This window comes from Caldifermentibacillus hisashii, assembly GCF_039654145.1.
GTDB classification, from domain to species: domain Bacteria; phylum Bacillota; class Bacilli; order Bacillales; family Caldibacillaceae; genus Caldifermentibacillus; species Caldifermentibacillus hisashii.
On sequence record NZ_CP155467.1, the window covers coordinates 2,156,573 to 2,182,447 of the forward strand.

General features: G+C 37.2%; 25 protein-coding genes, 1 pseudogene and 1 riboswitch. Of the genes and pseudogenes, 5 read left to right on the top strand and 21 right to left on the bottom strand.

The genetic code is table 11. The features are described 5' to 3' along the window. Position 1: 1 nt before the first annotated feature. From NSQ14_RS10205 to NSQ14_RS10245, 9 genes are all read right to left on the bottom strand, one after another. Complete coding sequence (locus NSQ14_RS10205) at positions 2-673, bottom strand: SOS response-associated peptidase (protein ID WP_034770530.1); 672 nt, start codon at positions 671-673, stop codon at positions 2-4. Positions 674-694: 21 nt separating this feature from the next. Further along, positions 695-1,180: a dihydrofolate reductase gene (locus NSQ14_RS10210; protein WP_034770531.1), complete on the bottom strand. Its 486-nt coding sequence runs from the start codon at positions 1,178-1,180 to the stop codon at positions 695-697. Then, a complete protein-coding gene (locus NSQ14_RS10215; RefSeq protein WP_095141344.1) occupies positions 1,177-1,971 on the bottom strand; it encodes a thymidylate synthase in 795 nt (264 codons plus the stop codon). Before NSQ14_RS10215 ends, NSQ14_RS10210 begins: the two co-directional genes overlap by 4 nt. Positions 1,972-1,987: 16 nt before the next feature. Next, entirely contained in the window at positions 1,988-2,689 is a 702-nt protein-coding gene (locus NSQ14_RS10220; RefSeq protein WP_034770533.1) for an anthrax toxin lethal factor-related metalloendopeptidase, read from the bottom strand. Between the two features lie 388 nt (positions 2,690-3,077). Further along, the gene (locus NSQ14_RS10225; RefSeq protein ID WP_034770534.1) at positions 3,078-3,512 is read right to left on the bottom strand and encodes a BrxA/BrxB family bacilliredoxin; all 435 of its coding nucleotides are present in this window, start codon (positions 3,510-3,512) and stop codon (positions 3,078-3,080) included. A 79-nt stretch (positions 3,513-3,591) separates the two neighbouring features. Further along, a complete protein-coding gene (locus NSQ14_RS10230) occupies positions 3,592-4,719 on the bottom strand; it encodes a conserved virulence factor C family protein (protein ID WP_034770535.1) in 1,128 nt (375 codons plus the stop codon). Positions 4,720-4,877: 158 nt separating this feature from the next. Beyond that, positions 4,878-6,767, bottom strand: coding sequence for an ABC-F family ATP-binding cassette domain-containing protein (locus tag NSQ14_RS10235; protein ID WP_034770539.1), 1,890 nt, complete (start codon positions 6,765-6,767; stop codon positions 4,878-4,880). A gap of 77 nt (positions 6,768-6,844) precedes the next feature. After that, entirely contained in the window at positions 6,845-7,360 is a 516-nt protein-coding gene (locus NSQ14_RS10240; protein WP_095141346.1) for a hypothetical protein, read from the bottom strand. Between the two features lie 136 nt (positions 7,361-7,496). After that, the gene (locus tag NSQ14_RS10245) at positions 7,497-9,182 is read right to left on the bottom strand and encodes a formate--tetrahydrofolate ligase (RefSeq protein WP_343127839.1); all 1,686 of its coding nucleotides are present in this window, start codon (positions 9,180-9,182) and stop codon (positions 7,497-7,499) included. 262 nt (positions 9,183-9,444) lie between these two features. On the opposite strand from NSQ14_RS10245, the gene NSQ14_RS10250 reads away from it, so the two are divergent. Next, positions 9,445-9,669 carry a DUF3892 domain-containing protein gene (locus NSQ14_RS10250; protein WP_034770543.1) on the top strand — a complete coding sequence of 75 codons (225 nt, stop codon included), beginning with the start codon at positions 9,445-9,447 and terminating at the stop codon, positions 9,667-9,669. A 136-nt stretch (positions 9,670-9,805) separates the two neighbouring features. Here NSQ14_RS10250 and mntR read toward each other — a convergent pair whose 3' ends face one another. After that, entirely contained in the window at positions 9,806-10,225 is a 420-nt protein-coding gene (mntR, locus tag NSQ14_RS10255; protein WP_034770545.1) for a transcriptional regulator MntR, read from the bottom strand. Between the two features lie 284 nt (positions 10,226-10,509). Here mntR and cspD point away from each other — a divergent pair, with 284 nt between their 5' ends. Further along, positions 10,510-10,710 carry a cold-shock protein CspD gene (cspD, locus tag NSQ14_RS10260; protein WP_034770549.1) on the top strand — a complete coding sequence of 67 codons (201 nt, stop codon included), beginning with the start codon at positions 10,510-10,512 and terminating at the stop codon, positions 10,708-10,710. Between the two features lie 176 nt (positions 10,711-10,886). Here the strand turns inward: cspD and NSQ14_RS10265 are convergent, their stop codons facing one another. Further along, on the bottom strand, positions 10,887-11,096 hold the full coding sequence (locus NSQ14_RS10265) for a zinc-finger domain-containing protein (protein WP_227092812.1): 210 nt from the start codon (positions 11,094-11,096) through the stop codon (positions 10,887-10,889). After that, positions 11,097-11,762 carry a reverse transcriptase-like protein gene (locus tag NSQ14_RS10270; RefSeq protein WP_034770551.1) on the bottom strand — a complete coding sequence of 222 codons (666 nt, stop codon included), beginning with the start codon at positions 11,760-11,762 and terminating at the stop codon, positions 11,097-11,099. A gap of 249 nt (positions 11,763-12,011) precedes the next feature. Between NSQ14_RS10270 and NSQ14_RS10275 the strand changes: the two genes are divergently transcribed. Further along, the gene (locus tag NSQ14_RS10275) at positions 12,012-12,935 is read left to right on the top strand and encodes a DMT family transporter (RefSeq protein WP_346216301.1); all 924 of its coding nucleotides are present in this window, start codon (positions 12,012-12,014) and stop codon (positions 12,933-12,935) included. Between the two features lie 174 nt (positions 12,936-13,109). Here NSQ14_RS10275 and NSQ14_RS10280 read toward each other — a convergent pair whose 3' ends face one another. Then, the gene (locus NSQ14_RS10280) at positions 13,110-13,385 is read right to left on the bottom strand and encodes a DUF6123 family protein (protein ID WP_034770555.1); all 276 of its coding nucleotides are present in this window, start codon (positions 13,383-13,385) and stop codon (positions 13,110-13,112) included. A gap of 142 nt (positions 13,386-13,527) precedes the next feature. On the opposite strand from NSQ14_RS10280, the gene sspL reads away from it, so the two are divergent. Beyond that, entirely contained in the window at positions 13,528-13,656 is a 129-nt protein-coding gene (sspL, locus tag NSQ14_RS10285) for a small, acid-soluble spore protein L (RefSeq protein ID WP_034770558.1), read from the top strand. Between the two features lie 77 nt (positions 13,657-13,733). Here the strand turns inward: sspL and NSQ14_RS10290 are convergent, their stop codons facing one another. The 5 genes from NSQ14_RS10290 to NSQ14_RS10310 form a co-directional block, all read right to left on the bottom strand. Continuing rightward, positions 13,734-14,618 carry a 5'-3' exonuclease gene (locus NSQ14_RS10290; protein WP_034770814.1) on the bottom strand — a complete coding sequence of 295 codons (885 nt, stop codon included), beginning with the start codon at positions 14,616-14,618 and terminating at the stop codon, positions 13,734-13,736. A 71-nt stretch (positions 14,619-14,689) separates the two neighbouring features. Further along, positions 14,690-18,361, bottom strand: a complete 3,672-nt coding sequence (locus NSQ14_RS10295; RefSeq protein ID WP_346216302.1) for a dynamin family protein — start codon at positions 18,359-18,361, stop codon at positions 14,690-14,692. Between the two features lie 341 nt (positions 18,362-18,702). Beyond that, positions 18,703-20,010: a nucleobase:cation symporter-2 family protein gene (locus NSQ14_RS10300; protein ID WP_328168137.1), complete on the bottom strand. Its 1,308-nt coding sequence runs from the start codon at positions 20,008-20,010 to the stop codon at positions 18,703-18,705. After that, positions 20,007-20,594 carry a xanthine phosphoribosyltransferase gene (locus NSQ14_RS10305; RefSeq protein ID WP_244809602.1) on the bottom strand — a complete coding sequence of 196 codons (588 nt, stop codon included), beginning with the start codon at positions 20,592-20,594 and terminating at the stop codon, positions 20,007-20,009. The genes NSQ14_RS10300 and NSQ14_RS10305 overlap by 4 nt, the downstream gene beginning before the upstream one ends. 387 nt (positions 20,595-20,981) lie before the next feature. Beyond that, a riboswitch (purine riboswitch) is annotated at positions 20,982-21,083 on the bottom strand. A gap of 69 nt (positions 21,084-21,152) precedes the next feature. Next, positions 21,153-21,284, bottom strand: a complete 132-nt coding sequence (locus NSQ14_RS10310) for a hypothetical protein (RefSeq protein WP_269147494.1) — start codon at positions 21,282-21,284, stop codon at positions 21,153-21,155. Between the two features lie 196 nt (positions 21,285-21,480). Here NSQ14_RS10310 and NSQ14_RS10315 point away from each other — a divergent pair, with 196 nt between their 5' ends. Continuing rightward, entirely contained in the window at positions 21,481-22,716 is a 1,236-nt protein-coding gene (locus tag NSQ14_RS10315) for an EAL and HDOD domain-containing protein (protein WP_034770564.1), read from the top strand. A gap of 58 nt (positions 22,717-22,774) precedes the next feature. On the opposite strand, the gene NSQ14_RS10320 is transcribed toward NSQ14_RS10315, so the two are convergent. From NSQ14_RS10320 to NSQ14_RS10330, 3 genes and pseudogenes are all read right to left on the bottom strand, one after another. Further along, a complete protein-coding gene (locus NSQ14_RS10320) occupies positions 22,775-24,292 on the bottom strand; it encodes a carboxypeptidase M32 (RefSeq protein ID WP_346216303.1) in 1,518 nt (505 codons plus the stop codon). 173 nt (positions 24,293-24,465) lie between these two features. Continuing rightward, positions 24,466-24,648 carry a hypothetical protein gene (locus tag NSQ14_RS10325; protein WP_141227945.1) on the bottom strand — a complete coding sequence of 61 codons (183 nt, stop codon included), beginning with the start codon at positions 24,646-24,648 and terminating at the stop codon, positions 24,466-24,468. An 88-nt stretch (positions 24,649-24,736) separates the two neighbouring features. Further along, positions 24,737-25,871: pseudogene (locus NSQ14_RS10330) on the bottom strand (THUMP domain-containing class I SAM-dependent RNA methyltransferase). Positions 25,872-25,875: the final 4 nt, after the last annotated feature.

Below are 25,875 nucleotides of genomic sequence, written 5' to 3' on the forward strand. Positions count from 1 at the left end.
TTTAACTAAATAACGGTCGAATACATTCCTCTCCATTATTTTTAGGAGAGTTTACAAGACTTGAGACAACATATAATTTTTGGTTTTCCATCGGATAGGGCTTAAGAAGTTCCTTTGCTTTTGCATAAGGATATTCCTTTGTATTTAGCCAAGTTTCCCATGCCTCTTCATTATCCAACATAACCGGCATTCGTTCATGAATATTTCGTACCTTTTCATTGGCGCTTGTTGTCAGAATAACACAAGTGAATAATTCCGTATCGCCTTCCTGATTACGATCCCAAAGAGCGGCAAAGGCAAACGGTTTTCCATCATCTTTCATGATCCGGTACGGGGTTTTCTTACCATTTTCCACTTTCCACTCATAAAAACTATCGGCAAAAATAACACAGCGATGTTTTTCTACTAAATGTTTGAAACTTGATTTATCAGTTAACGATTCAGAACGGGCATTAATCAATGGTTTCCACTGCTTCGGTTGTTTCACCCAATATGGAACCAATCCCCATTTCATATAACCCGCCCTTCTTTCACCGTTATGAGCAATAGCAGTCAAAACTAGTTGGGAAGGGGCAATATTGAAACTCGGCGAAAAGTGGTCCGGTATGAACTGTAACTGAAAATAGTCAACTACATCTTGCAGATCAACAGTTAAGGTAAATCTGCCACACATATTTCGCACCTCTTCCATGGGTTAACGTTTTTTATAAAGCAAATATTCATAATCATAGGGATTTTTTTCGTCTCTTCTCCCTTTTTCCTTAGAAACCAATTGAAAGTGAGACCAATCCAGTTCCGGAAAATAAACATCCCCGGAAAACTCTTGATTGATTTTTGTCACATATAATTTTTCAACAAAAGGAAGGAAAATGCGAAACATATCAGCACCACCGATGATAAACACTTCGCCATCTTTATTCCGACAATAATCAAGCAAATCTTCCAGTGTGTGAAAAACGGTACAACCTTCAAAAGATATATTCTTATTTCTTGTCAATATAATATTTTCACGACCGGGGAGCGGATGACCGATGGATTGGAAAGTTTTTCGCCCCATGACGATGGGATGACCCATTGTTATTTTTTTAAATCTTTTCAAATCATCCGGTAAATGCCACGGAATTTCGTTGTTGTTTCCGATTAACCCGTTTTGATCCATTGCAACGATAAATGATATCATACACTTACGACTCCTTTGATCGGCGGGTGTGGATGATAGTTTTCCAGTGAAAAGTCTTCATATTTAAAATCAAATATATTTTTGACATTCGGATTTAATTTCATCGTCGGCAGTTTCCGGGGCTCTCTCGTTAATTGCAATTTTACTTGTTCGATATGATTTAAATAAATATGGACATCACCAAATGTATGAATAAATTCCCCGGGCTCTAGGTCACATACCTGGGCGATCATCATCGTGAGCAATGAATATGAAGCAATATTAAACGGAACACCTAAAAACAAGTCACCGGATCGTTGATATAGTTGACAGGACAGTTTGCCATCGACAACGTAAAATTGAAACAAAGTATGACATGGGGGCAGTGCCATCTTATCCAAGTCACCGACATTCCATGCACTAATGATGAGGCGTCTGGAATTCGGATTCGTCTTTATTTGTTCAATGACTTCCTTTAATTGATCATGGGTTCTGCCGTCTGCCCCTGTCCATGACCGCCATTGGTGACCGTAAATCGGACCGAGATTGCCATCTTCATCTGCCCATTCATTCCAAATACGAACCCCGTTTTCTTGTAAATATTTTACATTCGTATTACCTTGAATAAACCATAATAATTCATGAATGACCGATTTTAAATGGACTTTTTTTGTCGTAAGTAACGGAAAACCTTCTTGAAGATTAAACCGCATTTGATAGCCAAATGTACTAATGGTTCCGGTACCTGTACGGTCTTCCTTTTTTACACCATTTTCAAGCACATGTCTACATAAATCCAGATATTTTTTCATCATAAACCACCTTTATTTATTGCAATTTCTTGATAAACGTATATGTTTTTGGGGCGTGCTCTTTTAAATAATGATTTGTATCACTATTCGCATAAAAGTAAGCAAAGACCTCAGCGAAATATTCTTCCGGATATAACAAATAATAATTATTATTCCCGAATAATTGTTTAGCTTCAAGTTTCCAAATCGATTGAAAATAGATTTGATCGCGAATCCCCTTAAAAACGATTCGGTCAATGGAATGAGCCAACTCATGCAATTCCAAATTTACTGAACCATGTCCTTCTCCTTTATCACTGGCACCGATTTTCACAAATACGATCCTGCCTCCACCTGCACCGGGGACATTATCCCAAGTTACCGTTGTATCTGCATAGCCTCTGGGTGTTATTCCTGTCAACGAACGGGTACTTGGAAAATCCGTCAAATGGCCGTTAAATAAACGAATTTTAATATGTTGATCATATATTTTTTCCAAGAGCAATATGGGCAGTGAATCAATTCGGTTAACCATCTGTGCTGCTGCTTCTTCATCAAATGAATTATTCGGTAATAATATTATGGACGGAGTAATCTCTGAAGCTCGTAAATTCAAATGTTGGTTGAAATGTGTATTTTCAATATCTTTTAAAAATAAAAAATCAAACGTTGTAGTTGAGCCTTGAATAAAAATCACGATCAGCACCGTAATCATAAGGGATAATTTCTGTCGTTTCATGCTGCATTCCACCCTTAACAAGTAGGCTATTTACATAAACTTTGTTGCCATAGATACCGACTCATATGTTTCCTATGAAGTTAACACGCAATGGACAGCAGATTTCCTCTCTATTTGTAAAAGCATATATCCGTTTCCGAGAATATTGATAAAAAACTCTCTTAATCTATCATATTATAACTTGGTAAATATGGCTATAGCTTTCTATCCATCTTTGAAAAAAGCACATACCAATAAAGTATGTGCAAATATGGCGATAGCGCTATCCATCCTTGAGAAAAGTACAATACCTTTAACATATGTGGAATTTCGCATCATTTGACTTAAGAAGGAGGTACTCAGGCGCTGTGAAACCGGCAGAGTACCTTCTCGAATGGGCAGACTTTCATTAACAGTGATCAGCAAAGGCAGTTAGTAATTTGTCAACAACTTCTTCAACAGCATGACCTTCAATCTCATGACGGGGGATAAAATGGACGACAGTTTTTCCCTTCAAAAGTGCCATTGAAGGTGAAGATGGTTCAATACCGATAAAATATTCCCGCATTTTTGCTGTAGCTTCTTTATCTTGCCCGGCAAATACCGTAACGAGATGATCAGGTTTTTTTTCAGTATGTTGAATTGCATAAGTAACTGCCGGACGGGCTAGTCCGCCTGCACAGCCGCATACTGAATTAACGACAACAAGCGTCGTTCCGCTGACACCTTCCATAAACGTCTCTACTTCTTCAGCGGTTTTTAATTCTTTAAAGCCGACTCCTACTAATTCTTCACGCATCGGCTTAACAAGTTCACGCATATATTCTTCATATGCCATTGACATAATTTATCCTCCTCGTACAATTTGTTTTAGCGTTAAGTGTATAATATTTTACATTTCATTTTATTAAAAAGCAAAAGCTCTAACTATTCGGTTGTTTTCTTGCCTCGGTCATTTGTTTCCAAACCGATCCCCTTGCATTCTCTCCGCCTTCAATTCGTTCAATGGCCATCTTTATTTGTAAGGCCACTTCAAACTCAGGGTCATTCTCGGCTTCTTTTAATGCGGGCAAAGCTTTTTCATCTCCTGTTTCATATAAAAACATGGCAGCGCGCCAACGGACAATTTTACTCTTGTCTTTCAAAGCATGGATCATTTCTCCTTGAGCTTCCGGGAATCCGAGATCACTTAAACAATCACCGGCTGTTCGTCTTACCGTAACTGTCTTATCTCTTAATCCTTGATAAATATAGGGCAGCACTTTCTTATCCTTTATCATACCAAGGTATACAACAGCAAGTCTTCTAATAGACGGTTTCTCGTCATGCAACGCTTTTTCGAGGACAGGTAAATCAGCAAGTGTCGGCTCTTCCATTTGTTCTAAAAGTTGATAACGTCTTTTCCAATCAGGATGATCTAAATCTTGTCGTGTCAATTTCCGATATTTTTTCTGAACAACGGACCGTTCGGGTTGTTTTGCCGACTCGACAAGTGCGGCCAAACGTTCTGAAGGATAAGATGCAACAACCTCATCTAAAATTGTTTGACCGATTTCATCAAAGTCGCCATAACGAACCCCGTGATCCACCCATTTTCTAAGAAAAACAATATTATCTTCCGGCAATTGGGCTTTTGTAATTGCCCGGACAAACTCTTCAGGCAAGGCCACACGTTTTTCTGTTTGCCCGTCAGTCAATTTTATTTGCATTGGAATCCCCTTGAACATCTGCAAAAAAACTTGAACTTCCCCATAATGTTCATCGGGGCCAATAAAGTTTTCTTTTTCGGTTGCTTCTTCACCGAGCGATATACGAACCAAGGGTAATATTTGTTTCCAATCCGCTTTCGGATGCCTTTCAACTGCCAAAAAATCTGCCACATGGTAAACTCCTTTAACACCTTCAATTTCCAAAATGGCCCGAATTTCCTTTGGTGCTTCATTTCGCATCTCTTCACGGTAATTATTTCGTGCTCCTTTTGGCAATTCTTCATTAAGAATTATTTTCATCGTATGTGGACTGGGTGTTGGTTCAATTGCTTTTATTTTCATACACATTCACCTCTCCTTCTGCCATCTTTTTATTATCTTAATACGGAAAGTTGTCGTAACGCAAAATATTCGACTTTTCTATAAAAAGCACTAGACATGAATCAATTGAAAACTTTCGACCAGTTCCCTACAAGTTATGTCAAGACGCCGGTCGTTTTCTATCCTTCCGCACGTTCAGCTAAATAGGCCCATCGTTCGATTAAATATTCAAGTTCATTGTTCCACTTCTCTTCTTCTATCATCAGCTCTTGCAACAAAGAAAAATCACTGCCGGAACTTTCCATCTCCTTTTTAATTTGTGCCAACTTTTTTTCTGCTGCAGCAATTTTTCCATCAATTTCTTCCCATTCTTTTTTCTCTGCAAACGTCAATTTCTTTTTTATCGGTTGATTTTCTTGCGGATTTTGCTTTTTGGGTGAGACCGGTTTTTTAACATTTTTTTCCTGCTGACCGGCAATCATTTGTAAGTATTCGGTGTAACTGCCAATGTATTTATCAATTACTCCATTACCTTGAAAAATTAACAGCTCATCACAAACTTTATCGAGAAAATACCGGTCATGAGAGACAGTAATGACCACACCTGAAAAATCTTCCAAAAATTGTTCCAGAACCGTTAACGTTTCCGTGTCAAGATCATTTGTCGGCTCATCCAACAGAAGTACATTTGGTTCTTCCATTAACAACTTTAATAAATACAATCGTCTCCGTTCACCACCGGACAACTTGCGAATGACCGTCCCGTGGGTATGCATCGGAAATAAAAACCGTTCCAACATTTGTGCGGCGGATATTGTTTGACCTTCTTTCGTATGAATAACATCGCCCGTTTCACGAATATATTCAATCATCCGGCGATTGACATCCATATCAACTGATTCTTGAGTATAATAGGCAAGTTTAACCGTCTGACCGATTGTTATTGTTCCTTGATCCAGCGGCTCTTTTCCGGCAATTATATTTAATAAAGTTGATTTTCCGCTTCCGTTTTGTCCGACAATGCCGATACGGTCTCCCGGTTTTACCAACATATCAAATCCTGCTAATATCGTTTTCTGGCCGAATGTTTTATATGCTTCTTTTATTTCAATAACATCTTTGCCCAGTCTTGTACCGCTAAAAGCAATATCGATATTTTGCATATCTCCCTTTTTACGTATATCTTCTTCCAGTTTTTCAAATCGCTGAATCCGTGCTTTTTGTTTTGTCGATCGGGCTTGTGCACCACGCCTGATCCAAGTAAGTTCCTTCCGATATAAATTCTCCGCCTTTTCTCGTTGGCGCACAGATTCCACCTGGCGAACTGCTTTTGCCTCAAGATAATTTGCATAATTGCCCTTATATACATATAAAGAGCCTTGATAAAGTTCAAAAATACGATTAGAAACGGCATCAAGAAAATACCGATCATGGGTAACAAACAGGATCGAAGCCGGATGCTTTGCTAATTCATCTTGAAGCCATTCGATCATCTCGTAATCAAGATGGTTTGTCGGTTCATCCAGTAAAAGAAGATCGGCTTGGTCCATCAAAACCTCAGCTAAAGCAACTCGCTTTTTTTGTCCCCCGGATAGATTCCTAATTTTTTCATTAAAATCGGTCAGTCCAAGCTTTGTAAGCATCGTTTTTGCCCGAGAGCTGACATCCCATCCGCCAAGCTCATCCATTTTCTTTTGCAAGTCGAATAATCGGTTCAATAGTTTTTCATTATCAGGATCATTATTCAACTGTGTTATTACCGTTTCGTATGCCCGAATGGTTTGATTGATTTTTGTATCACGAGCTAAAATTTGTTCCAAAACGGTCAGTTCATTATTTAAAATCGGATCCTGAAGCAAGATAGAAATGGAATAATCATTCGGTTTTGTAAATTCACCTTGATCCAAATCATCTATGCCGGCGATTATTTTAAGGAGGGTTGATTTACCTGTTCCGTTCACACCGATTAAACCAATTCGTTCCTTTTCACCAATGGAAAACGAAATATCTTTAAAGATTTGCTTTTCACCGATTGTTTTTCCTAATTGATTTGCAGTCAAAATACGCATGTTTCACCATTCCACTCATAAAAATTACTGTAACCATCCTTTGAATACAAGTTCGCCATATGATTTTGTTTCATTGCCTAGTGCTGTAACATCTGATAGATCGATTTTCCGGCCATGATTGTTTGTTCGATTATCGATCCTACCTCATCAAGCGTCTTTTCGGTAATCGGATGGATCTTATTAAATTTGTAAACTTGAACGGTTCTTTGGTCTAAATAGATTTGTTTGTATGCTTCAAAATAAAAATCTAAAGCAGGCTGTTGTTTAAAAAACTTTAAAATTCGCTTTTCTAATATTTCATTTAATGAATTCGATAAGGAATATTGAATCGATAAATTTGCCCCCGGTTCCTCTGCTACTGCAGCCCATTCCGAAGCTAATTGTTTGAAGTCTGCTTTCAACTCTACGGTCATTGTTAATAGTTGTTTCCGGTCTCGTTTATGGATAAACGACATGTTAAAATTCCGTGACAAATCAGCTAAATTAACGAGATCATTTCTTTCAATGACCTTGATTTGGCCTGAAAGATCATAATCATAGACAAGCCCTTCAAGAATAACTTTGATATTTTCATATGCGGTCGGATCAAACATGCTATCATCCTTTTTTCAAAAAATTATTTCACCGATTAAGGAGGACTTTGAGGCGAAAAAAGTTCTGTTCACCGAAGACCATGGATTTTTATTATCTCTTGCAAACAAAAACAAAGAAATTTTCCCTTCCAATATATTAAAATAGGCCGGTGACTTTTCCGCTTTCATCAAGATCCATTCCCATCGCTGCAGGGCGTTTTGGTAAACCTGGCATGGTTAACATATCGCCTGCATAAGCAACGATAAAACCGGCACCAACGGAAGGCTTAAATTCGCGAATGGAAATCATAAAGTTATCAGGTCTACCGATCTTTGTCCGATCATCTGATAATGAATATTGAGTCTTTGCGATACAAACAGGTACATTTGCCCAACCGGCATCTTCAATGGCTTGTACCTGTTTTTTCGCTTTTGCTGATAATTTTATCCCGTCGGCACCATATACTTTCGTAGCAATCGTTGTTAATTTCTGTTCTATTGAATCTGTTACTTCATACAATGGGGCAAATGTTTGGTTGTTGTTATTTTCTGAAAGTAATGACATCATCTTGTCGGCAAGTTCGTTTCCTCCCCGGCCGCCTTTCTCCCAAACTTCGGTTAAAGCATAAGGAATATTTTGTTCTCGACATAACTTGTCAAAAGTCGCTATCTCATTACTATGATCGCCGGTAAACCGATTAAGTGCGACAATATATGGAAGTCCAAATTGTTCCATCGTTTCCACATGTTTTTTCAAATTGGCAAAACCTTGAATCAAAGCTTCCGAATTTTCTTTATGCAACTCTTTTAAGGGAACACCGCCGTGCATTTTTAACGCCCGGATTGTCGCAACGATAACGACTGCACTTGGATTTAATTCTCCAATCCGGCATTTAATATCAAGAAATTTCTCGGCACCTAAATCTGCTCCAAAGCCGGCTTCCGTTATGACATAATCAGCAAGTTTTAAGGCGGTTTTTGTTGCAATCAGACTATTACATCCGTGAGCAATATTGGCAAAAGGTCCGCCATGAATAATTGCCGGCGTATGTTCAAGTGTTTGTACAAGGTTCGGCTTAAAAGCATCTTTTAATAACAAGGTCAAAGCTCCCTCAACACCCAGATCCTGAACGGTTACCGGTTCATTATGCACAGTAAAAGCGACAACGGTTCGAGCAATTCTTTCTTTTAAATCACGGAAATCTTTTGCCAGGCAAAAAATGGCCATCATTTCCGATGCCGCCGTTATTTCAAAATGATCTTCACGGGGAACGCCATTTTTTTCTCCGCCCAGTCCGATAACGATATCTCTTAAGACCCGGTCATTTAGATCAATGGCCCGTTTCCAAATGATTTTTCTCGGATCAATTCCAAGCTCATTCCCTTGATGAATATGATTATCGATAAAAGAAGCGAGCGCATTGTTGGCAGAAGTAATTGCATGCAAGTCTCCGGTAAAATGGAGATTGATATCTTCCATTGGGACAACTTGCGACCAACCGCCGCCGCAAGCACCTCCTTTTAATCCCATTACCGGTCCGAGTGATGGTTCCCTTAAAGCAATGATTGCTTTTTTCCCTAATTGCTTTATTGCATCACCGAGACCAATGGTTACCGTTGATTTCCCTTCACCGGCAGGAGTCGGATTAATCGATGTCACTAAGATTAATTTTCCATTTGAACGATTGTGTAAACGACGAATCGCTTCATTTGATAATTTTGCTTTATATGGTCCGTAACATTCAATTTCGTTTTCTGCCAATCCGATCTCTGCGGCAATTTCCCGGATTGGTTTCATCTTTGCTTGTTGTGCAATTTCAATATCCGTTACAAGGTTTGACATGTTTTTCCTCCTCAATCTGTCATTAAAATATATCTTCAACCATTGGGAAAATCACTATCCCGCTAATTGTTAGGTAAATAATTGGACGCATGCGGGAATTCCCTCTTCCGGTTATTTTCCTCATGGACTTAACATAACAGACTTACAAAAAAGTACGATAAGCCTATTTTAACATGACATTTTCTGACAAGGAACATCGTTTTTTCATCATTGCTTGAATTTTCTTCCTAATAATTGGAGAAAGTAAGAATGAGGTGAGAATATGGAAGAAATTGTCGCTGTGGATAGAAACTATAAAGGTGAAATTATTAGTTTTCAAACATCCACCGGAAGAGTGATTTCTTATCAAAAAGCAATGGACGAAATTATCGAAGGTCGCATTACCGGAGTGGAAATCGTGGAAGCTCATGATGATGACAAACCACTTATCATTAATTCAAATCATCCGGATGACGAATCTTTTGTCAATTACCCACCGATATTCTAAACAGGAAAATTGTATAATTAATTCATTTTGCCTCACCACAATGTTCTTAAACTGTTGAACTTTAAAGTTTTTTGAATGGTATATTTATTTTAAACAAATAACTTATGAATAAAGTGGAGGACGATTAAAAATTATGTCAATCCTCCATTTTGTTCTGCATTCGGTTTAATTCTTCCAAACGTTCCGGATTTTCTTCAAAATACTGGACTAAGTCTCCAATGCGGTCAATTGCATTCCAGCTGAGATGGTGCTCAATCCCTTCAACATCATGATAAATATTTTCCTCTGCAACACCGATCATTTTCAAAAATTGTTCAAGTAATTCATGACGATATACTAACCGCTTACCTGTCTTTTTTCCTTTCGGTGTTAAAATCAGGCCGCGGTATTTTTCATAAATTAAATACTCATTTCGATCAAGTTTTTGAACCATTTTCGTCACGGATGAGGGATGAACGGAAAGTGCTTCGGCAATATCGGAAACCCTTGCATACCCTTTATTTTCAATCAATAAATATATTTGTTCAATATAGTCTTCCATGCTAGGTGTCGGCATTTTATTTCCTCCACAAAATCGTATACATATAATATATATTTTACTATAATTCCATGGTATTAACAAGATTTGCCATTGTTTTGCCTTTTTTGTCAAAGGTGTTAATGTTTTTCCAATATCCTCTGAAACATCTCTTCCAGTGCCTGAATTTTCTTGACTATGAATACGCTTTATTGTATATTAAATTTAATCAAGAAATGTGATGCAATCCTTTTTTGTATTCGTTTTTTGAGAAATAATTTTTATTGACACTTTGGTGTCGGGAGAGTTTAGGAGGAAGAAAAATGCAAAACGGTAAAGTAAAATGGTTTAACAATGAAAAAGGCTATGGTTTTATTGAAGTTGAAGGTGGAAATGATGTATTTGTACACTTCACCGCCATTCAAGGTGACGGGTACAAAACACTGGAAGAAGGGCAAGAAGTTTCTTTTGACATTGTGGAAGGAAATCGTGGACCTCAAGCAGCTAATGTTGTGAAATTATAAATTAAAATTCATATAAATAGAACAGTGAATCATCTAGGCTGGTTGTTAAAGACCAGCCTTTTTGGTGCATTAAGAAAGTATAATTTCCCAACAAAAAACGACCATTCTACGCAGTTGAGAATTTTCAGGCTTTTCGGTCAGGCATAAACTTTGTTCTATAGGCTCGGACACCCCCTTTATGACAGTTTCCTGCCTGTCTCTTTTAATTTCATCCCGACAGTACAATGATTGATACAAAAGCTATGGGCAAACCTTCTCCCTTTTTCTTTTTTAAAAAATTGAAAAACAAAACAGCCGTCACATATTTTTAACAATTCATCGATCTCTTCCAGCAATGCCTTTCGTTCCTTGTCAATCGCTTCATCCGACATGATCTTTTTCATCATTTATTCTTCATCACCTAATTTCTGTTTACTTTCGATCATTACTTGTTTTAATGCTTGACGTGCCAATTTGTCAGCTTCTTTATTATCATTCCGGTTTATTGGTTCATACACCGGATGAAAGTTCAACTTTTTCACCAATCTTTCAATCCGATCCAGCCAGCGATTAAGATTTTCTTCGTAACATGGCCATTCACCGCGCAGTTGCATTAACAACCCTTGACTGTCCCCTTTTATTATTACTTTTTTTCCGGCAATTGGGAACTCACCTAATCGTTTGACGGCATAATGGAGAGCACAATATTCAGCCTCATTGTTCGATTTCAAACCTTCCACCCGTTCATTCCAACGTTCGCGGTACTGCTGAGCGCCTTGTTTATAATAAAGGACGACACCGATTCCTGTCTCGTCGGTTTCTTTATTGTAACTGGCATCAAAATACAAGAGAAATTCATCCGGTTCTTGTTCAAGCCTTTGAAGAACTTTTTTCACTTCTTTTTTCGTCCATGATATTCCTGTTTCATCTTCAAACGACATGTTTTTTACCCGACCGGTTTTTTCCAAATCCTCGGCTATTTCCAAAAGAACATCGTCTTTGATCCATTCAGAAATAAAGTTCGTTTCTGTTTTATTTTTATTATAATAGTCCCATTTTATTTTAAATTTCATCTTCTCATCCCACAGTTTATTAGAAATAGATTTTATAAATTTTATGGTTCATCCATGCAAGCTTTAAGTTTGGTATCAATCTTTCACAAACTAAAAAATATCGGTTTAAAACTTAGAGTGACATTGATAAAATGGAAATAATTATTTGAATAACATTATCATAAACAGGTATACATTTTTTATTCAAATAAAAACCTTTCAAAAGCTACTATTTATAAAATATAAATAAACATTCGAGGGGGGTTTCAAGTGAACAAGAAATACATTGCAGATTTCACCTTATTATTCGTAGCATTTGTTTGGGGAACAACATTTGTCGTTGTACAGAATGCAATCTCATTCTTACAACCTCATACCTTCAATGCTGTTCGTTTTTTTATGGCCGCACTTCTCTTATCCGTTTGGTTAGTTGTTTTTCGCAGGGATGAAATAAAAGCAATCAATAAAAAACTTTTACTTTCCGGAATGGCCATCGGTTTTTGGCTTTTTATCGGCTATGCATGCCAAACCATTGGTCTTGTTTATACAACCTCGTCTAAAGCCGGATTTATAACCGGTTTAAGCGTTGTTCTTGTCCCGCTATTATCTTTTTTTATTTTAAAAATCAAACCGGGGATTTATGCAATCATCGGTGTTAGTATCGCAACTGTTGGGCTTTACTTATTAACAATGAGCGGAACTGCTATATTAAATATCGGGGACTTGCTTGTATTTTTTTGTGCGATCGGTTTTGCCATGCAAATTATTTATACAGGTAAATATTCATCGCAATATCCTTCTCTGTCATTAACCATTATCCAAATTAGTTTTGTCGCAATATTGTCAAGTGATTGTGCATTTCTGTTTGAGGATTGGCAAAAAGCAATCCAACCTGAAATTCTGTTCCAAAGAGAAGTTGTTATTGCTTTAATGGTTACAAGTTTTCTAGCAACTGCTTTTGCGTTTTTGGTTCAAACCTATTTTCAAAAATACACTTCAGCGACCCATACCGCATTAATTTTCGCAACTGAACCTGTATTTGCTGTCCTTACCGCATTTCTTTTTGCCGGTGAACGAATGTCAGTCGGCGGTATTATCGGCTCAATCTTTATCTTACTCGGGATGATCTTCGCTGAGTTCCCGAGCAAACGAAAAAAAGCGGCAGAAAATACGATTCAAGAAAAAGCCGTTTAGTAAAGAAAACTCGGCGAATGCCTAGCCTTTAGGCAACGGAAAATCCGCAGTTACACTTATACATAAATCCTAAAATTTTCCACTCGGCGAATTCGCATCTTTGTTGGAAATTTATACTTTCCTATTAGCCAAGATTTAATCCCCGACTTAAGAACTTCGATCGGGGACTATTCTTTATAATAATTGCTTTTGTTTTATAAATTGATATGCTTCGCGTTTATCCTGAATATTTTCGCTCTTTAACGTTTCAAGTAGTGATAAATAAAAACTGCCGTCAAATCGTTTTTGCACTTTTAAAGTCATTTCAATGGCAATTTTTACTAATTTCTCATTTGCATTCGCATAGTCCATTCCAAAGTAGATAAACCCTATTGCGTCTTCTTTAAATTGAAAACCTTTCCCTTGTAAATTGCGAATATATTCTCCTACGGCTTCTTTTTCAGTACTCATTTTAATCAACCTCTAACATGCTTTTATATTCAATGCTAGGAAACCTATTTTCGATCATGTCACTTATCTTATGCTTGTTCGATGAAGATCGTTAAATAATTTTTATCAAAGCGAAAATACTACAAATGGAGGTGAATGAAACATGTCCGGCAGAAATCGCGGAACAAAAGCACTAGGTGTCAATCCACAAGGGTATGGCCAGGATGATACGATGACCCATGATCCGAAAAGCAAATTGGAAAATGCGGCAAAAAAGAAAAATACAAAATAATTTTTTCCTAAAAAGGCTGTTCACAGGAATCCTCATGCTTTCCTGACGATTAGATTACTGAACAGCCTTTCTATGAATTACCCTACATGCGTTTCTTCATGCCAGTCTTCCAACATTGTTAAGATCCGTGACATTCCTTTAATATCAAGTTGTTTCAGTTTTTCTCCCCAACCTTTCTGAAAAAAGCGGATCTTTGCGTCGTCAAAATGAAATTCTAACGGAACATCCAGCTTAATTTCTGCCAATTTTTTTGATAATAATAAGGAGTCCATATCTGTCTCAATCTTTTTTCGTTGTCCGGGTGATAATTGAGCCAGCGATTCCAATAAGTTCTCAACTGAAGTATATTCTCGAATCAATTTTTCGGCTGTTTTCGGACCAATTCCTCGAACCCCCGGATAAAAATCACTCGTATCCCCGGTCAAGCCCTTTACATCGATAAATTGGCGAGGATGATAACCTCTTTCATTTATAAAAGTCTCCTTTGTTTGGATATCATAATTACCGAATCCTTTTTTTAATAACACAACGGAAATATGGTCATCTAATACTTGCAAGATGTCATGGTCTCCGGTTACGATGACAACATCTGCTTTATCTTTGCTGCGAGTGGAAATCGTCCCTAAACAATCATCCGCCTCAAAGCCGGGGATTCCTATATTAGGAATCGAAAAAGCTTCGACCACTTCTTTTGCTAAATCAAATTGTGGAATCAATTCATCCGGTGGTGCTGCTCTGTTCCCTTTATAATCACTGTATAACTCATTGCGGAAAGTTTTTGCACCCATATCCCAGCAAACAGCTAAATGGGTCGGGCGAAAACGGTTAACCGCCGTAAACATATGTTTTAAAAAGCCGTTTACGCCGTTTGTCGGAATACCTGAGTCATTAAACATAAATTGACCGGATGGACTTGTTGCATAAAAAGCCCGGAACAAAAGAGCCATCCCATCGATTAACATTAATTTCGATTGTTTATTGTTCAATCATGTCACCTCAAACGTTATCTATAAGAAATTTCAAACCTCAAAAACTAACTTTGATTCACAGATAATAATTCTACCTCATTTAAACGATTTTTTAAATGGCCAATATCGATTTTATCATCCAAAATCGACAACCAGCCTTCATATTGTTCCGCTATCTCACTGCGTATTTGTTCAATCATTTCGGCAAATTGCTGTTCCAAAATGGCAGTAAAATGGGTGGAAAGAGCCGCTTCATTTTTTGCTAAGTTTGCTTTCATCTGTTCCTGCAAAATGGCTTGAATCATTTCAGCCATCTGTTTTTTCTCATTCTTTTCAAAAAATGTCCGTGTATTTTTGAACCCGGCTAAAGCTTTGGTAAAAAGATCAAGAGGAAGATCTTTTAATTCGTTTTGAAAAACAACGGTTTCGACTCGATCTGGCTCATATAACGAAAAAGAAAGATTCCCATTTATTTTTAGTAATTGTTGTAAAAGCTTTTCATATATTTCTTTTAGTTTCAATGATAAAAAGTTTTCCAACCGCAATGAAGTAGCCCTTAACTCCTGTGCCAAGTCAAAACCAACCGAATGAAGTAATTCTTTCATTGCTTGATGTAAAGCTTGTTTCGCCTCATGACCGCTTCCTTTTATTGTAGCCGGATTAAACGCCTCTTTGAAAAAGTCGTTGAATCGATAATTCGTCCGTTGATAAATATAATAAATGAGTTCTTTTAATTCCTCGTTTACTTGTTCCTTTAAAATGGAGGAGGTGTAGGTACGAATCGATTGTTCAGCTGTCTCTTTTTCAGACCTTAATGTTTCTCTTTTTTCTTCTTTCATCTGTTCATCTGTACTTGCTGTTTCAATAAGGTGTTTCAACCGATCCACCGCATGTTCCCATTCCGATTGACCCGCTTGCAAAGTGATTTGTCCTAAATCATTCGTAATAAATTGATAAAAATCTTGTTCGAACAGCGGGAAACGGGAACCATGTTTTTCACCGGTCTGTTTTTCTTTTAAAGCATTTTGACTGGAAACGGGGTAAATTTTCGCATTTCGTATACCATAGGTCAACAATTGCTGTTCTACATATGAAAGAACATCTTGCAGTTCCTCTTCTGTGTTGGCAAGATCAATGGCGTTTACGATAAAAAACATTTTATCAAGGGCAAATTGATCCTTTACTCTGCCAAGTTGTATCAAGAATTCGCGATCTGCTTTCGAAAATGCATGATTGTAATAAGTAACAAAAACAATCGCGTCCGCTTTCTTGATATAATCAAAAGCAACATCCGTGTGTCGTGCATTAATCGAGTCGGCTCCCGGTGTATCTACAAAAGCTATCCCCTCATTCGTTGCCTCTGATTCATAATAAAAATCAATTGCTTCAACAAAACAGGATCGTTCTTCCAAAGCCACAAATTGTTGAAATTCTTCAAGACCAACCGTTACCTTTTCCCCTAATTGATGTTTAAAAACCGGATATCCTTTGGCAAAAGCAGTCAAAAAAGAAATTTGTGTTTGAAATGATTGTGTCCTATCAATTCGTTGGATGATTTTCCCAACAATCGATACAGCTTCTTCCAAATTTTTTGCATCAATGTCAAATTTTTCCAATGCTTCATTTACATCCGCCAACATTTGCTCTTCCCTTTTTAACGTAACAACACCGGTTTTTGTCGGGTGTTCGTCATTTGCCGGCAGGATTCGATTTATTGCGGCGGTAGTCGGATTCGGCGAGACCGGTAATATTTTCTCCCCAACAAGCGCATTGGCAAAAGATGATTTACCGGCACTGAAAGCACCGAATAAAGCAACGGTAAATTGCTTTTGATTCAACCGATTAGCCCTTTCAATCAACTGCTTGCGAATTTTGTCCATATTGGGAATATCTGTCAACAATTCCGCTGTTCTTTGCAATTTCTGAATGATTTTTTGTTGTTCAAGATGAAAAGCAAAAGATTGTCCGGTACTTGCTTTTTTAACAGTTTTCGTCTGATCATTTTGTGGTTCTTTATTTTCCTTATTCACTTCCAAAGGTTCCTCAACAATCCCATTCACTTGTGACTCGGTATAAACAATCGTTTGGATCTCCTCAACAGTATCACGGTCCAATTGAGTATTTTCACGGTTCATAATCGTCAATAACTGATCTTTTACAAATTTATATTCTTTATCCATTTGATCCAGTTCATTTTTAGCTGATAATAAATGTTGTCGTTCCTGATGTTTTCGTTTTATCCCGTCCAGTTCGGTTTCAAGTGTTTCTAACAATACCGTTTCAATTTTTGCCAAAAGATTATGACTGATTGAGATAACATATTTCTTTAGATTATCGGCTACTTCATTGGTAAAATGTAAAACGGATTCCCCGGTCACAAGAGCACCCGGTTTGACGGCATTTTCAATATGTTCATTTTTAACAGGAATTGTCAGTTTTTGAACTTGACTTTCAATCTCGAATGGTTGAATATTGTACTGTTTTAAAGTCGACAGGAACAGTTTTTTCAAATGAACACTAAGTTGAGTATCAACCGTTTTTTGTAGTGCCTGATAAAAAAAGTCGAATCTTGCCTTTCTCACTTCTTCCGTTTTTTTCTTGGAAAAGAACAGTCCGACTTTAAAATCTTTTTGTACCGATTCTAAATATTCTTTGGCCAATTCACGGGTTTCTGCCGGCATTAAATAGGCATTTTTTAACATTTCCTGGATATCTGCAATCATTTGATCCCGGAAATTTTGTAACCCGGATTCTTTTATCTCTATTTCTTCTTGCAACTGTTTTAAATCGGCCTCCAGATGGTTTTGTTCTTCAACAGTTATGGACGATAGGATTTGTTCGAGCTCGTTCCTTCTCATTTCTTGATCTTCTGAAACCTTGCGCAAATGTTCTTCCATGACTAGCCTGAGCGATCCTTCCAATGGTACCGGCTCTTTTTTCGCAAAGATATGTCTAAGTTCCTCAACCATGCTAGTTAATTCATTGTGTGGATGATCAATTTCTTTCAAACTAGTATAAAAAATTTTTACCGGTTGAATATCCCATGCAAGGAAAGCATCCGCTATTGATTTTTGATACGTGTCAAAACTCAACTCATTGGCTTGATGTTTATCAATCATATTGATGACCAAATAAACTTCTTTGCCATGATTTGCCATTTCTTTCGTAAAAAGAAAATTTTCTTCTGCCATAACATGGTTATAGTCCATTACATAAAACAATGCGTCCGCCAAATGAAGAGCTCCCTCGGTTGCCAAACGATGGGCATCATCCGTAGAGTCAATACCCGGAGTATCCATAATCACCGCACCCTTTGGTAAAAATTTTGACGGATATGCAATTTCTACCCTTTTAATCGACTCACCATTTTTAAAATACTGTTTAAAGTGGCCAAAGGAATCGGTTGGCTTGTATTCCCGGACAGCCCCGTCTTTATAAAAAATTTTAAAAGATATATTATCGCTGGCTTTCAGTTTTACCAAATTGGCACTTGTCGGGATCGGGCTGGCTGCAAGAATATCCGCCCCGATTAACCAATTGATCATGCTTGATTTCCCGGCTGAAAAATGACCACAAAAAGCAATTATTTTTTCGCCATCCATTACTTTGGCAAGTAAATCCCTTATTTTATCCGCTGCTTGAAGATCGCCGTTTTTTGTGTAAAACTGATGCAAATCAAATAATCGGTTAATTGAACAAATGTCCCCTTTTGTGAAATCAAGTGTTGATACGTGCATATTGCTACCCCTTTGTAAGATTGATTATGATAATCCTATTCTAAATGGTTTTTGCCGATTTTCCCACTAATAAGGCAAATTTTTATCATGTTAACAGGTTAAAAGTTTTGCCGGAATAAGAAGCCGCATAATCATTTTGAGAATGTACTACAGTCTCAGCAAATAATTAATTACAAAAACGGCTGAAGGAATCAAACTCCATTGGGCTTTGAATCTCTTTGTTAAAGACAGTAAGAAATTGGATAGTGACGATTACTTCGTAGTTGGTGTTTTTGCGGTTTTTTGTACAATTTATTTATAAAGGGTCCCTGCATGGAAGGACCCTTTTGCTGATGTAACACTTATGATACCTTTTGTTGTTTTTGCAAAAGATATTTTGATTGACCGATTTTCAAAACATTAAACACAAGATTAAGTAAAACCGCAGTCAAACTTCCAAGAACAATGCCACTATCTGTTAAAATACGTAAACTGGCCGGTAAATCACCGAACATTTCCGGAACAACCGTAACCCCTAAGCCTAACCCTACTGAACAGGCAACTATTAGAAGATTTTCTTGCGATGAAAAATCGACTTGACCTAACATTTTAATACCTGAAGCAATAACCATTCCGAACATAGCCACCATTGCCCCACCAAGAACGGAAGATGGTATGATGGTGGTGAATGCGCCAATTTTTGGAACGAGACCTAAAAGAACTAACATTCCCGCAGCCGTATAAATAATATTTTTGCTTTTCACTCCGGACAATTGAAGCAAGCCGACATTTTGTGAGAAAGTTGTATATGGAAATGCATTGAATATCCCACCTAAGACAATGGCTATCCCTTCTGAACGATACCCTCTCGCAATATCATGTTCATTGATTTTTTTTTCGCAAATATCACTAAGAGCAAAATAAACACCGGTTGATTCGACTAAACTAACAATGGCAACAAGTGTCATCGTCACAATCGGCATGATATGGAACTCAGGTGTTTCAATAAAAAAGAGTTTCGGTAAATGAAACCATGACGCTTCTTTTACCGCCGAAAAATCAACCATGCCCATGAAAGAAGCAGCTAAAGTTCCTGCTAAAATACCAAGCAAAATCGCTATTGAACGAATAAAACCGTTAAAAAATCGAAAAATGGCAAGGATAAACAGCAATGTGCCAAAACCTAGCAGCACATTTTCCACTGCTCCGAAATTACTGCTGCCCTGACCGCCTGCCAAATTGTTCATCGCAACCGGAATTAACGTTACCCCAATAACCGTAACAACCGATCCCGTAACAACCGGCGGGAAAAATTTTACGAGCTTACTGAAATATTTGGCAATGACGACAACGATGAGGCCACTGGCAATAATAGCACCGTAAATTGAGCCAACACTATATTGATTTCCGATCGCAATAATCGGTCCGACAGCTGTGAATGTACAGCCAAGAACAACCGGTAAGCCGATGCCAAAAAATTTATTTTGATACACTTGTAAAAAAGTAGCAATGCCGCACATCATAATGTCAATGGAAACAAGGTAGGTTAATTGTTCACCGGTTAAACCGATGCCTGCTCCAACAATTAACGGGACAATGACTGCCCCTGCGTACATCGCTAAAACATGCTGAATTCCTAAAGATACGATTTTTGATTTTGACAAGTTCATTGTTTAACCTCCTCATGAACAAAATGAACCCTTCCATTTTCCAATGACAATATTTGTGCCAACGATTCAACGCGAATGCCATTTTTACGTAATTGATCTCCACCATTTTGAAAAGTTTTTTCAATGACAATACCAAGTCCGACTAAACTGGCCTCCGCCTGGTTCACAATGTCTATTAAAGCCAGTGCCGCTTGTCCGTTAGCTAAAAAATCATCAATGACCAAAACACGGTCATTTGTATTTAATAATTTTTTAGAAACGGATACTTCGGTTTTTTCCTGTTTCGTAAATGAATAAACTTTTGAATGATATAAGTCATCAATCATCGTTAAAGATTTTTTCTTCCTCGCAAACAATACCGGCGTCTGCAGGATCAGACCGGTCATCACCGCCGGGGCAATCCCCGATGACTCCAATGTTAAGATTTTCGTAATTTGGTCATTTTTAAACCGTTCGGCAAACTCTTTTCCGATTGACAACATGAGTTCCGGATCAATTTGATGATTTAAAAATCTATCAACTTTTAAGACAGAGTCAGAAAGGACATTTCCTTCTAGTATGATTTTCTCTTCTAACAGTTTCATAGATGCACTTCTTCCTTTCATTTTGTATTAGAAAAGCGCAGAGCGCCCGCTTAGCGACGTACAAACTGGAGCGCCCCGCAATGAGAACAGATTTGCTTCCTCGAATAGACATCGCACGAAGAAAAAGCGATTAGCTTTTTCGAGGAAAAGGAAACACGGCGAGGGACGAGCCGTTGTTGACTTATCGTAGTGGAGGAGAGTGAAGTTTGCTAGTCGCTGGCGCTCGGAGCTAGACAATAAAACTAATTCCAAGTTATTTACATGTATTTTTATACTTTCTTATCTTTAAATAAAAACCCAAAAGTATTGCTCACAGATTATGAATGAGCAAAACTTTTGGGTAATATACAGGATGTAAAGACAATAAACTTAATAAACCTGTACAAACGAAAACAATTGCTCACCCATAGTCAGATTATTTACGGTAATCTGGTAGAAACTTGCGGGCCGTATCCCCGCGATTATATGAGTGATTCGCTGTAAAATTAATTCCATTATAGCACAGATGAAATAGGAATCAACAAAAATAGTAAATCAGAAATATTTCAATATTGGCAATTACAACATTTTTGACAAAATCCCGATAATCGATCCTAATACAGCACCTATGACCGGAATAGCCACATACATCAATTTTTTTCGAAAATCCCGCTTTCTTGCCATTTCTTCGGGTGTCATCCAGTTATTCATTTATATTATTTTCCTCCAAAATAGTATCAATAGACTAATTATAACGTTTTCATATTTTCAAATACATATGAAAAAATACCTATATTTTTTACAAAATGTTAACAAATTGGCGACATTTACGATGAACTATGTAATCGTGACGACATAATGACGATATATATTATAAAATATAGAAAATGGCGAAAGGAACTTATTGATGGAAACATTCGTAGCACGACAACCAATCTATGATATCGAACATAAAATTTACGGATATGAATTATTATTTCGTAAATCTATCGACAGTCATTCGGCAGGGTCCAATGATGATTCGGCAACAGCGGACGTTTTGGTCAACAGTTTTCTTAATTTCGACCTGGGTGAATTGACAAACCATACTTATTGCTTTATCAATTTCACAGAAAATTTATTGCTGAACGGTACACCGGAAAATTTTCCCCCTTCCAAACTTGTAATCGAAATTCTGGAAACCGTTTATCCAACTGAAGAAATTATCTCTGCCTGCCAAAAATACAAGGCCTTAGGGTATAAAATTGTTCTTGATGATTATCAATTAAATATTCAGGATAAAAATTCATTAAAAATATTACCATTTGTTGATTTGATTAAAGTTGATTTTCGAACCACCGGAAAAGAAATGCGGAAACAAATGCTCAAATTAAAAAACTTTTTCTCTATTCAATTTTTGGCTGAAAAGGTAGAAACAAAAGAAGAATATCTCGAAGCATGTGCGGAAGGTTTTGATTATTTCCAAGGTTATTTTTTTCAGAAACCTGTTGTTCTTTCTCAAAAGGATATTCCGACATTCTTTCATAATTATATGCTACTAATCGAAGAAACAAGAAAGCCTGAACCGAATGTTGATTATTTGACAAAAGTTATTGAAAGCGATCTCTCTTTTTCTTTTAAACTATTAAAATTAATTAATAATCATTATCGACGCAATTTTAAAATTGAGTCGATTAAACAGGCCATCATGATTTTAGGATTAAAAGAATTCAGACGATGGCTATATATATTATCGATTCGAGATGCTTCGAGACAACAAGATCCAATCATTGAAAATTTAATTCAAAATAGCTTGGTACGGGGAAAGTTTTGTGAGACTCTCGCCAAAAAGATGAAAATTCAAGGAGAGCCGGCGAGTTATTTTTTAACTGGAGTGTTTTCTTTAATAGACGAAATTCTCCAAACACCAATGACCACCCTTGTAAAAACTTTACCATTGAAAGATGATATTATTGATGCGCTATTAGGAAAAGAAAATCAGTTTCAATTAGTATTAGCATTGATTATTGCTATTGAGCAGACAAATTGGGATCAGATTGGCCAGTTGGCTAAAAAAATTAATGTGGCTTATGATACGATTACAGAAAGCTATTTAGAAGCAATAAAGTGGAGTAATCAATTTTTTTCAGAAGAAGGGTCCTAAGGTTCATCTGAACAAGTTGCGCGTTTCAAGGGTGAAGGGGGTCATAAGCCCCTGACCCCTAAAATTCATAAATTTCCTTATATTTTTCTGTCAAATAGTTGAGCAGATATTTCGGATTCGGTCCTTCACCTGTTACATCCTGCAAAATCTCTAACGGTTTTTTTGTTTTTCCAAATTGATGGATGTTTTGGTTAAACCATTCTTTAATTTTATCAAGCTTTCCGGCTGCCAGCAGTTCATCAAAATTTGGTAAATCTTTTAATAACGCATGTTTGAATTGAGCAGCGTATATAAACCCGAGTGCATATGAAGGAAAATAACCGAAACTCCCCCCGGCCCAATGGACATCTTGTAAGACACCGACACCATCATGTTCCGGTTCAATACCCAAATATTCCTTATATTTTTCATTCCATATTTTCGGTAAATCCTTTACTTCAATCGTATCATTAAACAGTGCCTTTTCTATTTCATAACGAATGATAATATGTAACGGATAGGTGACTTCATCTGCTTCAATTCGAATCAATGACGGTTTTACTTCATTAATGGCTCGGTAAAAATCAAGCAATGGAACATCGTCGAATTGTCCCGGTGAATAGGATTTTAACAGATCATAATTTTTCTTCCAAAACGATAGATTCCTTCCAACAAAAATTTCATTAAATAATGATTGAGATTCATGAATCCCCATCGATGTCCCTTCAGCAAGCGTCGTTCCGGCCAAATCTTTTGAAATGTTTTGTTCATATAATGCGTGCCCGCCTTCATGGATAGTACCAAAAATGGCGACACGAAAATCATTTTCAACATATTTCGTCGTCACCCGAGCATCGCCGATATTTAATGTAATTTGAAAAGGGTGTACCGTTTCATCCAAACGCCCTGCGTCAAAATCATAGCCCATTTGTTTTAAAATTTCGATGCTGAAATCAAGTTGGCGATCCTTTGGAAAACGGTTATAGATGAATGATGTATCAAAAGTTTTCCCGGAGCTTTGAATTTGTTGCAAAATATCCCGAATACCATCGCGAACATTTTCAAAAACTTCATCTAATATATCGACCGTCATATCCGGCTCATACATGTCCAATAACGTATTGTACTTATTTCCTTCATATCCCCAATAGCCGATAAATCGTTTCGTTGTGTCCACTAATTGTTCTAAATATGGACGAAATAACTCGAAGTCTTTCTTTTCTTTTGCCTCTTCCCAAACCGACTCCGCTTTTGTTTGTAAAGTTACATATATTTGATACTCGTCAAGCGGGATTTTTTTCATGCGATCATATGTTTTTTTACAATCTAAAGCAGTTTTTAATGCAATTTCAGAGACTGCCGGTTCTCCTTCTTCAATTAATGCTGTTAAGTAGCCATTCATTTCCTCTGAAGTTTGCATTTGATATATTTCTGAGGAGAGAATGCCGATCACCTCGGAGCGACCGTCTACACTTTTTTTCGGTGCTCCGGTCCGTAAATCCCAGTACATAACACTTATTGCCTCTTGATACGCCGTAATTTTCTTCACATAATTTAAAAATTTCTCTTCTATTAATTTAACATTTTCATTTGTCATAGCCTTCCCCCCAATGATAGTATGTTTATATTTTAACATAAGTTTACGAAATATTAACCTTTTTTGACAAAAAAGGAAATTATTCCCTTTTAGCAAAATTGCATGAAATTTTCAGCCAGTTTTCCTTCCTCTCCGTTTCAGTAAAATAAAAAGCAATCGAATTTGATTGCTTTTTATTTACGCATTTGTGTATTTATCGGTGTTGTCAGTGAATATTGCATAGCTAGTTGTAAATTTTGTTCCGCTTCTTTAATCGTATCTAATGCTTCGTTCGAAATATTTTCTGATTGCAATTGCTGATACGTAGCTTCCAGCGCTTTTGATATTTTTGCAAAATCAAGATTCCACTTATCCATCGTCCATCCCTTTCCGATAACCATTGATAATACTATTATAGACGGTGGCAGGGAAAATATTCCTTGATTGAAAAATCGATTTTTATCATCATACACGTTTTTTGGGGCCAAAATATTGATAATAATCCGTTTTAATAAACCCGTTAAATAATTTCCGCTTTTTAGTCGCTTTTTTTCCAAATAACTCTTCAAAATCTTCGTTTGATGTAATCAAATAAATCGACCACGTGTCAAGCATTTGTAAAGTTGCACCAAGTTCCCGGTATAACTTTTCGACTTTTTCTTTTTCGCCTATACGTTCTCCGTAGGGCGGATTGCTGACAATTACACCGTATTCAAGATCGGTACGGAAATCAGTCGCTTGCATTTGTTTAAACTGGATGAGGTCCCCGAGTCCGGCTTCCATGGCATTTGCTTTTGACATATCTACCATTTTATGATCGATATCCGATCCGAAAATTTGTAACGGCCGATTATATTCTGCCAAGTCTTCCGCTTCCGTTCTTGCTTCATCCCAAACCTTCGAATTGAACCAATGCCATGTTTCACTTATAAAATCCCGATTGAAACCGGGTGCAATGTTTTGTCCGATTAATGCCGCTTCAATCGGGATAGTACCTGAACCGCAAAAAAGATCGACAAACGGCCGATCCGCTGTCCAGTTTGTTAACAGAATTAATGCCGCTGCCAACGTTTCTTTTAATGGAGCCTCACCTTGATATGCCCGATATCCCCGTTTATGTAATCCTGACCCCGCTTGTATCAATCGTAATCGTTACGATGTCTTTTAAAATAGAAACTTCCACAGGTACTTTCGGTCCTTTTTCCTGAAACCAGGTGATCTGTTTATATTTTATTTTTAATCGATCTACGATGGCTTTTTTAACAATGGCTTGACAGTCCGGAACACTGTGCAAAGTAGATTTTACTGATTTCCCCGAGACTGGAAACGCACTGTCCACATTGATAAATTGTTCCCACGGGAGATTTTTTGTTCCCTCAAACAGTTGTTCAAATGTTGTTGCTTTAAATTCACCAACGATAATTTTTACCCGGTCTGCCGTACGAAGCCAAAGATTACTTTTGGCAATCGCATATTCGTCACCCATATATGTAATTTTTCCGTTATCGACTTGACATTCATAACCGAGATTTCTCACTTCTTTTGCGACAATCGCTTCAATCCCCATTGGAGATGTGGCAAGAATTTTTAATTTGTTCATGTCA

Coding starts and splice junctions, on each gene's coding strand:
- NSQ14_RS10205 (WP_034770530.1), bottom strand. CDS start 673: ATGTGTGGCAGATTTACCTTAACTGTTGATCTGCAAGATGTAGTTGAC.
- NSQ14_RS10210 (WP_034770531.1), bottom strand. CDS start 1,180: ATGATATCATTTATCGTTGCAATGGATCAAAACGGGTTAATCGGAAAC.
- NSQ14_RS10215 (WP_095141344.1), bottom strand. CDS start 1,971: ATGAAAAAATATCTGGATTTATGTAGACATGTGCTTGAAAATGGTGTA.
- NSQ14_RS10220 (WP_034770533.1), bottom strand. CDS start 2,689: ATGAAACGACAGAAATTATCCCTTATGATTACGGTGCTGATCGTGATT.
- NSQ14_RS10225 (WP_034770534.1), bottom strand. CDS start 3,512: ATGTCAATGGCATATGAAGAATATATGCGTGAACTTGTTAAGCCGATG.
- NSQ14_RS10230 (WP_034770535.1), bottom strand. CDS start 4,719: ATGAAAATAAAAGCAATTGAACCAACACCCAGTCCACATACGATGAAA.
- NSQ14_RS10235 (WP_034770539.1), bottom strand. CDS start 6,767: ATGCGTATTTTGACTGCAAATCAATTAGGAAAAACAATCGGTGAAAAG.
- NSQ14_RS10240 (WP_095141346.1), bottom strand. CDS start 7,360: ATGTTTGATCCGACCGCATATGAAAATATCAAAGTTATTCTTGAAGGG.
- NSQ14_RS10245 (WP_343127839.1), bottom strand. CDS start 9,182: ATGTCAAACCTTGTAACGGATATTGAAATTGCACAACAAGCAAAGATG.
- NSQ14_RS10250 (WP_034770543.1), top strand. CDS start 9,445: ATGGAAGAAATTGTCGCTGTGGATAGAAACTATAAAGGTGAAATTATT.
- mntR (WP_034770545.1), bottom strand. CDS start 10,225: ATGCCGACACCTAGCATGGAAGACTATATTGAACAAATATATTTATTG.
- cspD (WP_034770549.1), top strand. CDS start 10,510: ATGCAAAACGGTAAAGTAAAATGGTTTAACAATGAAAAAGGCTATGGT.
- NSQ14_RS10265 (WP_227092812.1), bottom strand. CDS start 11,096: ATGATGAAAAAGATCATGTCGGATGAAGCGATTGACAAGGAACGAAAG.
- NSQ14_RS10270 (WP_034770551.1), bottom strand. CDS start 11,762: ATGAAATTTAAAATAAAATGGGACTATTATAATAAAAATAAAACAGAA.
- NSQ14_RS10280 (WP_034770555.1), bottom strand. CDS start 13,385: ATGAGTACTGAAAAAGAAGCCGTAGGAGAATATATTCGCAATTTACAA.
- sspL (WP_034770558.1), top strand. CDS start 13,528: ATGTCCGGCAGAAATCGCGGAACAAAAGCACTAGGTGTCAATCCACAA.
- NSQ14_RS10290 (WP_034770814.1), bottom strand. CDS start 14,618: ATGTTAATCGATGGGATGGCTCTTTTGTTCCGGGCTTTTTATGCAACA.
- NSQ14_RS10295 (WP_346216302.1), bottom strand. CDS start 18,361: ATGCACGTATCAACACTTGATTTCACAAAAGGGGACATTTGTTCAATT.
- NSQ14_RS10300 (WP_328168137.1), bottom strand. CDS start 20,010: ATGAACTTGTCAAAATCAAAAATCGTATCTTTAGGAATTCAGCATGTT.
- NSQ14_RS10305 (WP_244809602.1), bottom strand. CDS start 20,594: ATGAAACTGTTAGAAGAGAAAATCATACTAGAAGGAAATGTCCTTTCT.
- NSQ14_RS10310 (WP_269147494.1), bottom strand. CDS start 21,284: ATGAATAACTGGATGACACCCGAAGAAATGGCAAGAAAGCGGGATTTT.
- NSQ14_RS10315 (WP_034770564.1), top strand. CDS start 21,481: ATGGAAACATTCGTAGCACGACAACCAATCTATGATATCGAACATAAA.
- NSQ14_RS10320 (WP_346216303.1), bottom strand. CDS start 24,292: ATGACAAATGAAAATGTTAAATTAATAGAAGAGAAATTTTTAAATTAT.
- NSQ14_RS10325 (WP_141227945.1), bottom strand. CDS start 24,648: ATGGATAAGTGGAATCTTGATTTTGCAAAAATATCAAAAGCGCTGGAA.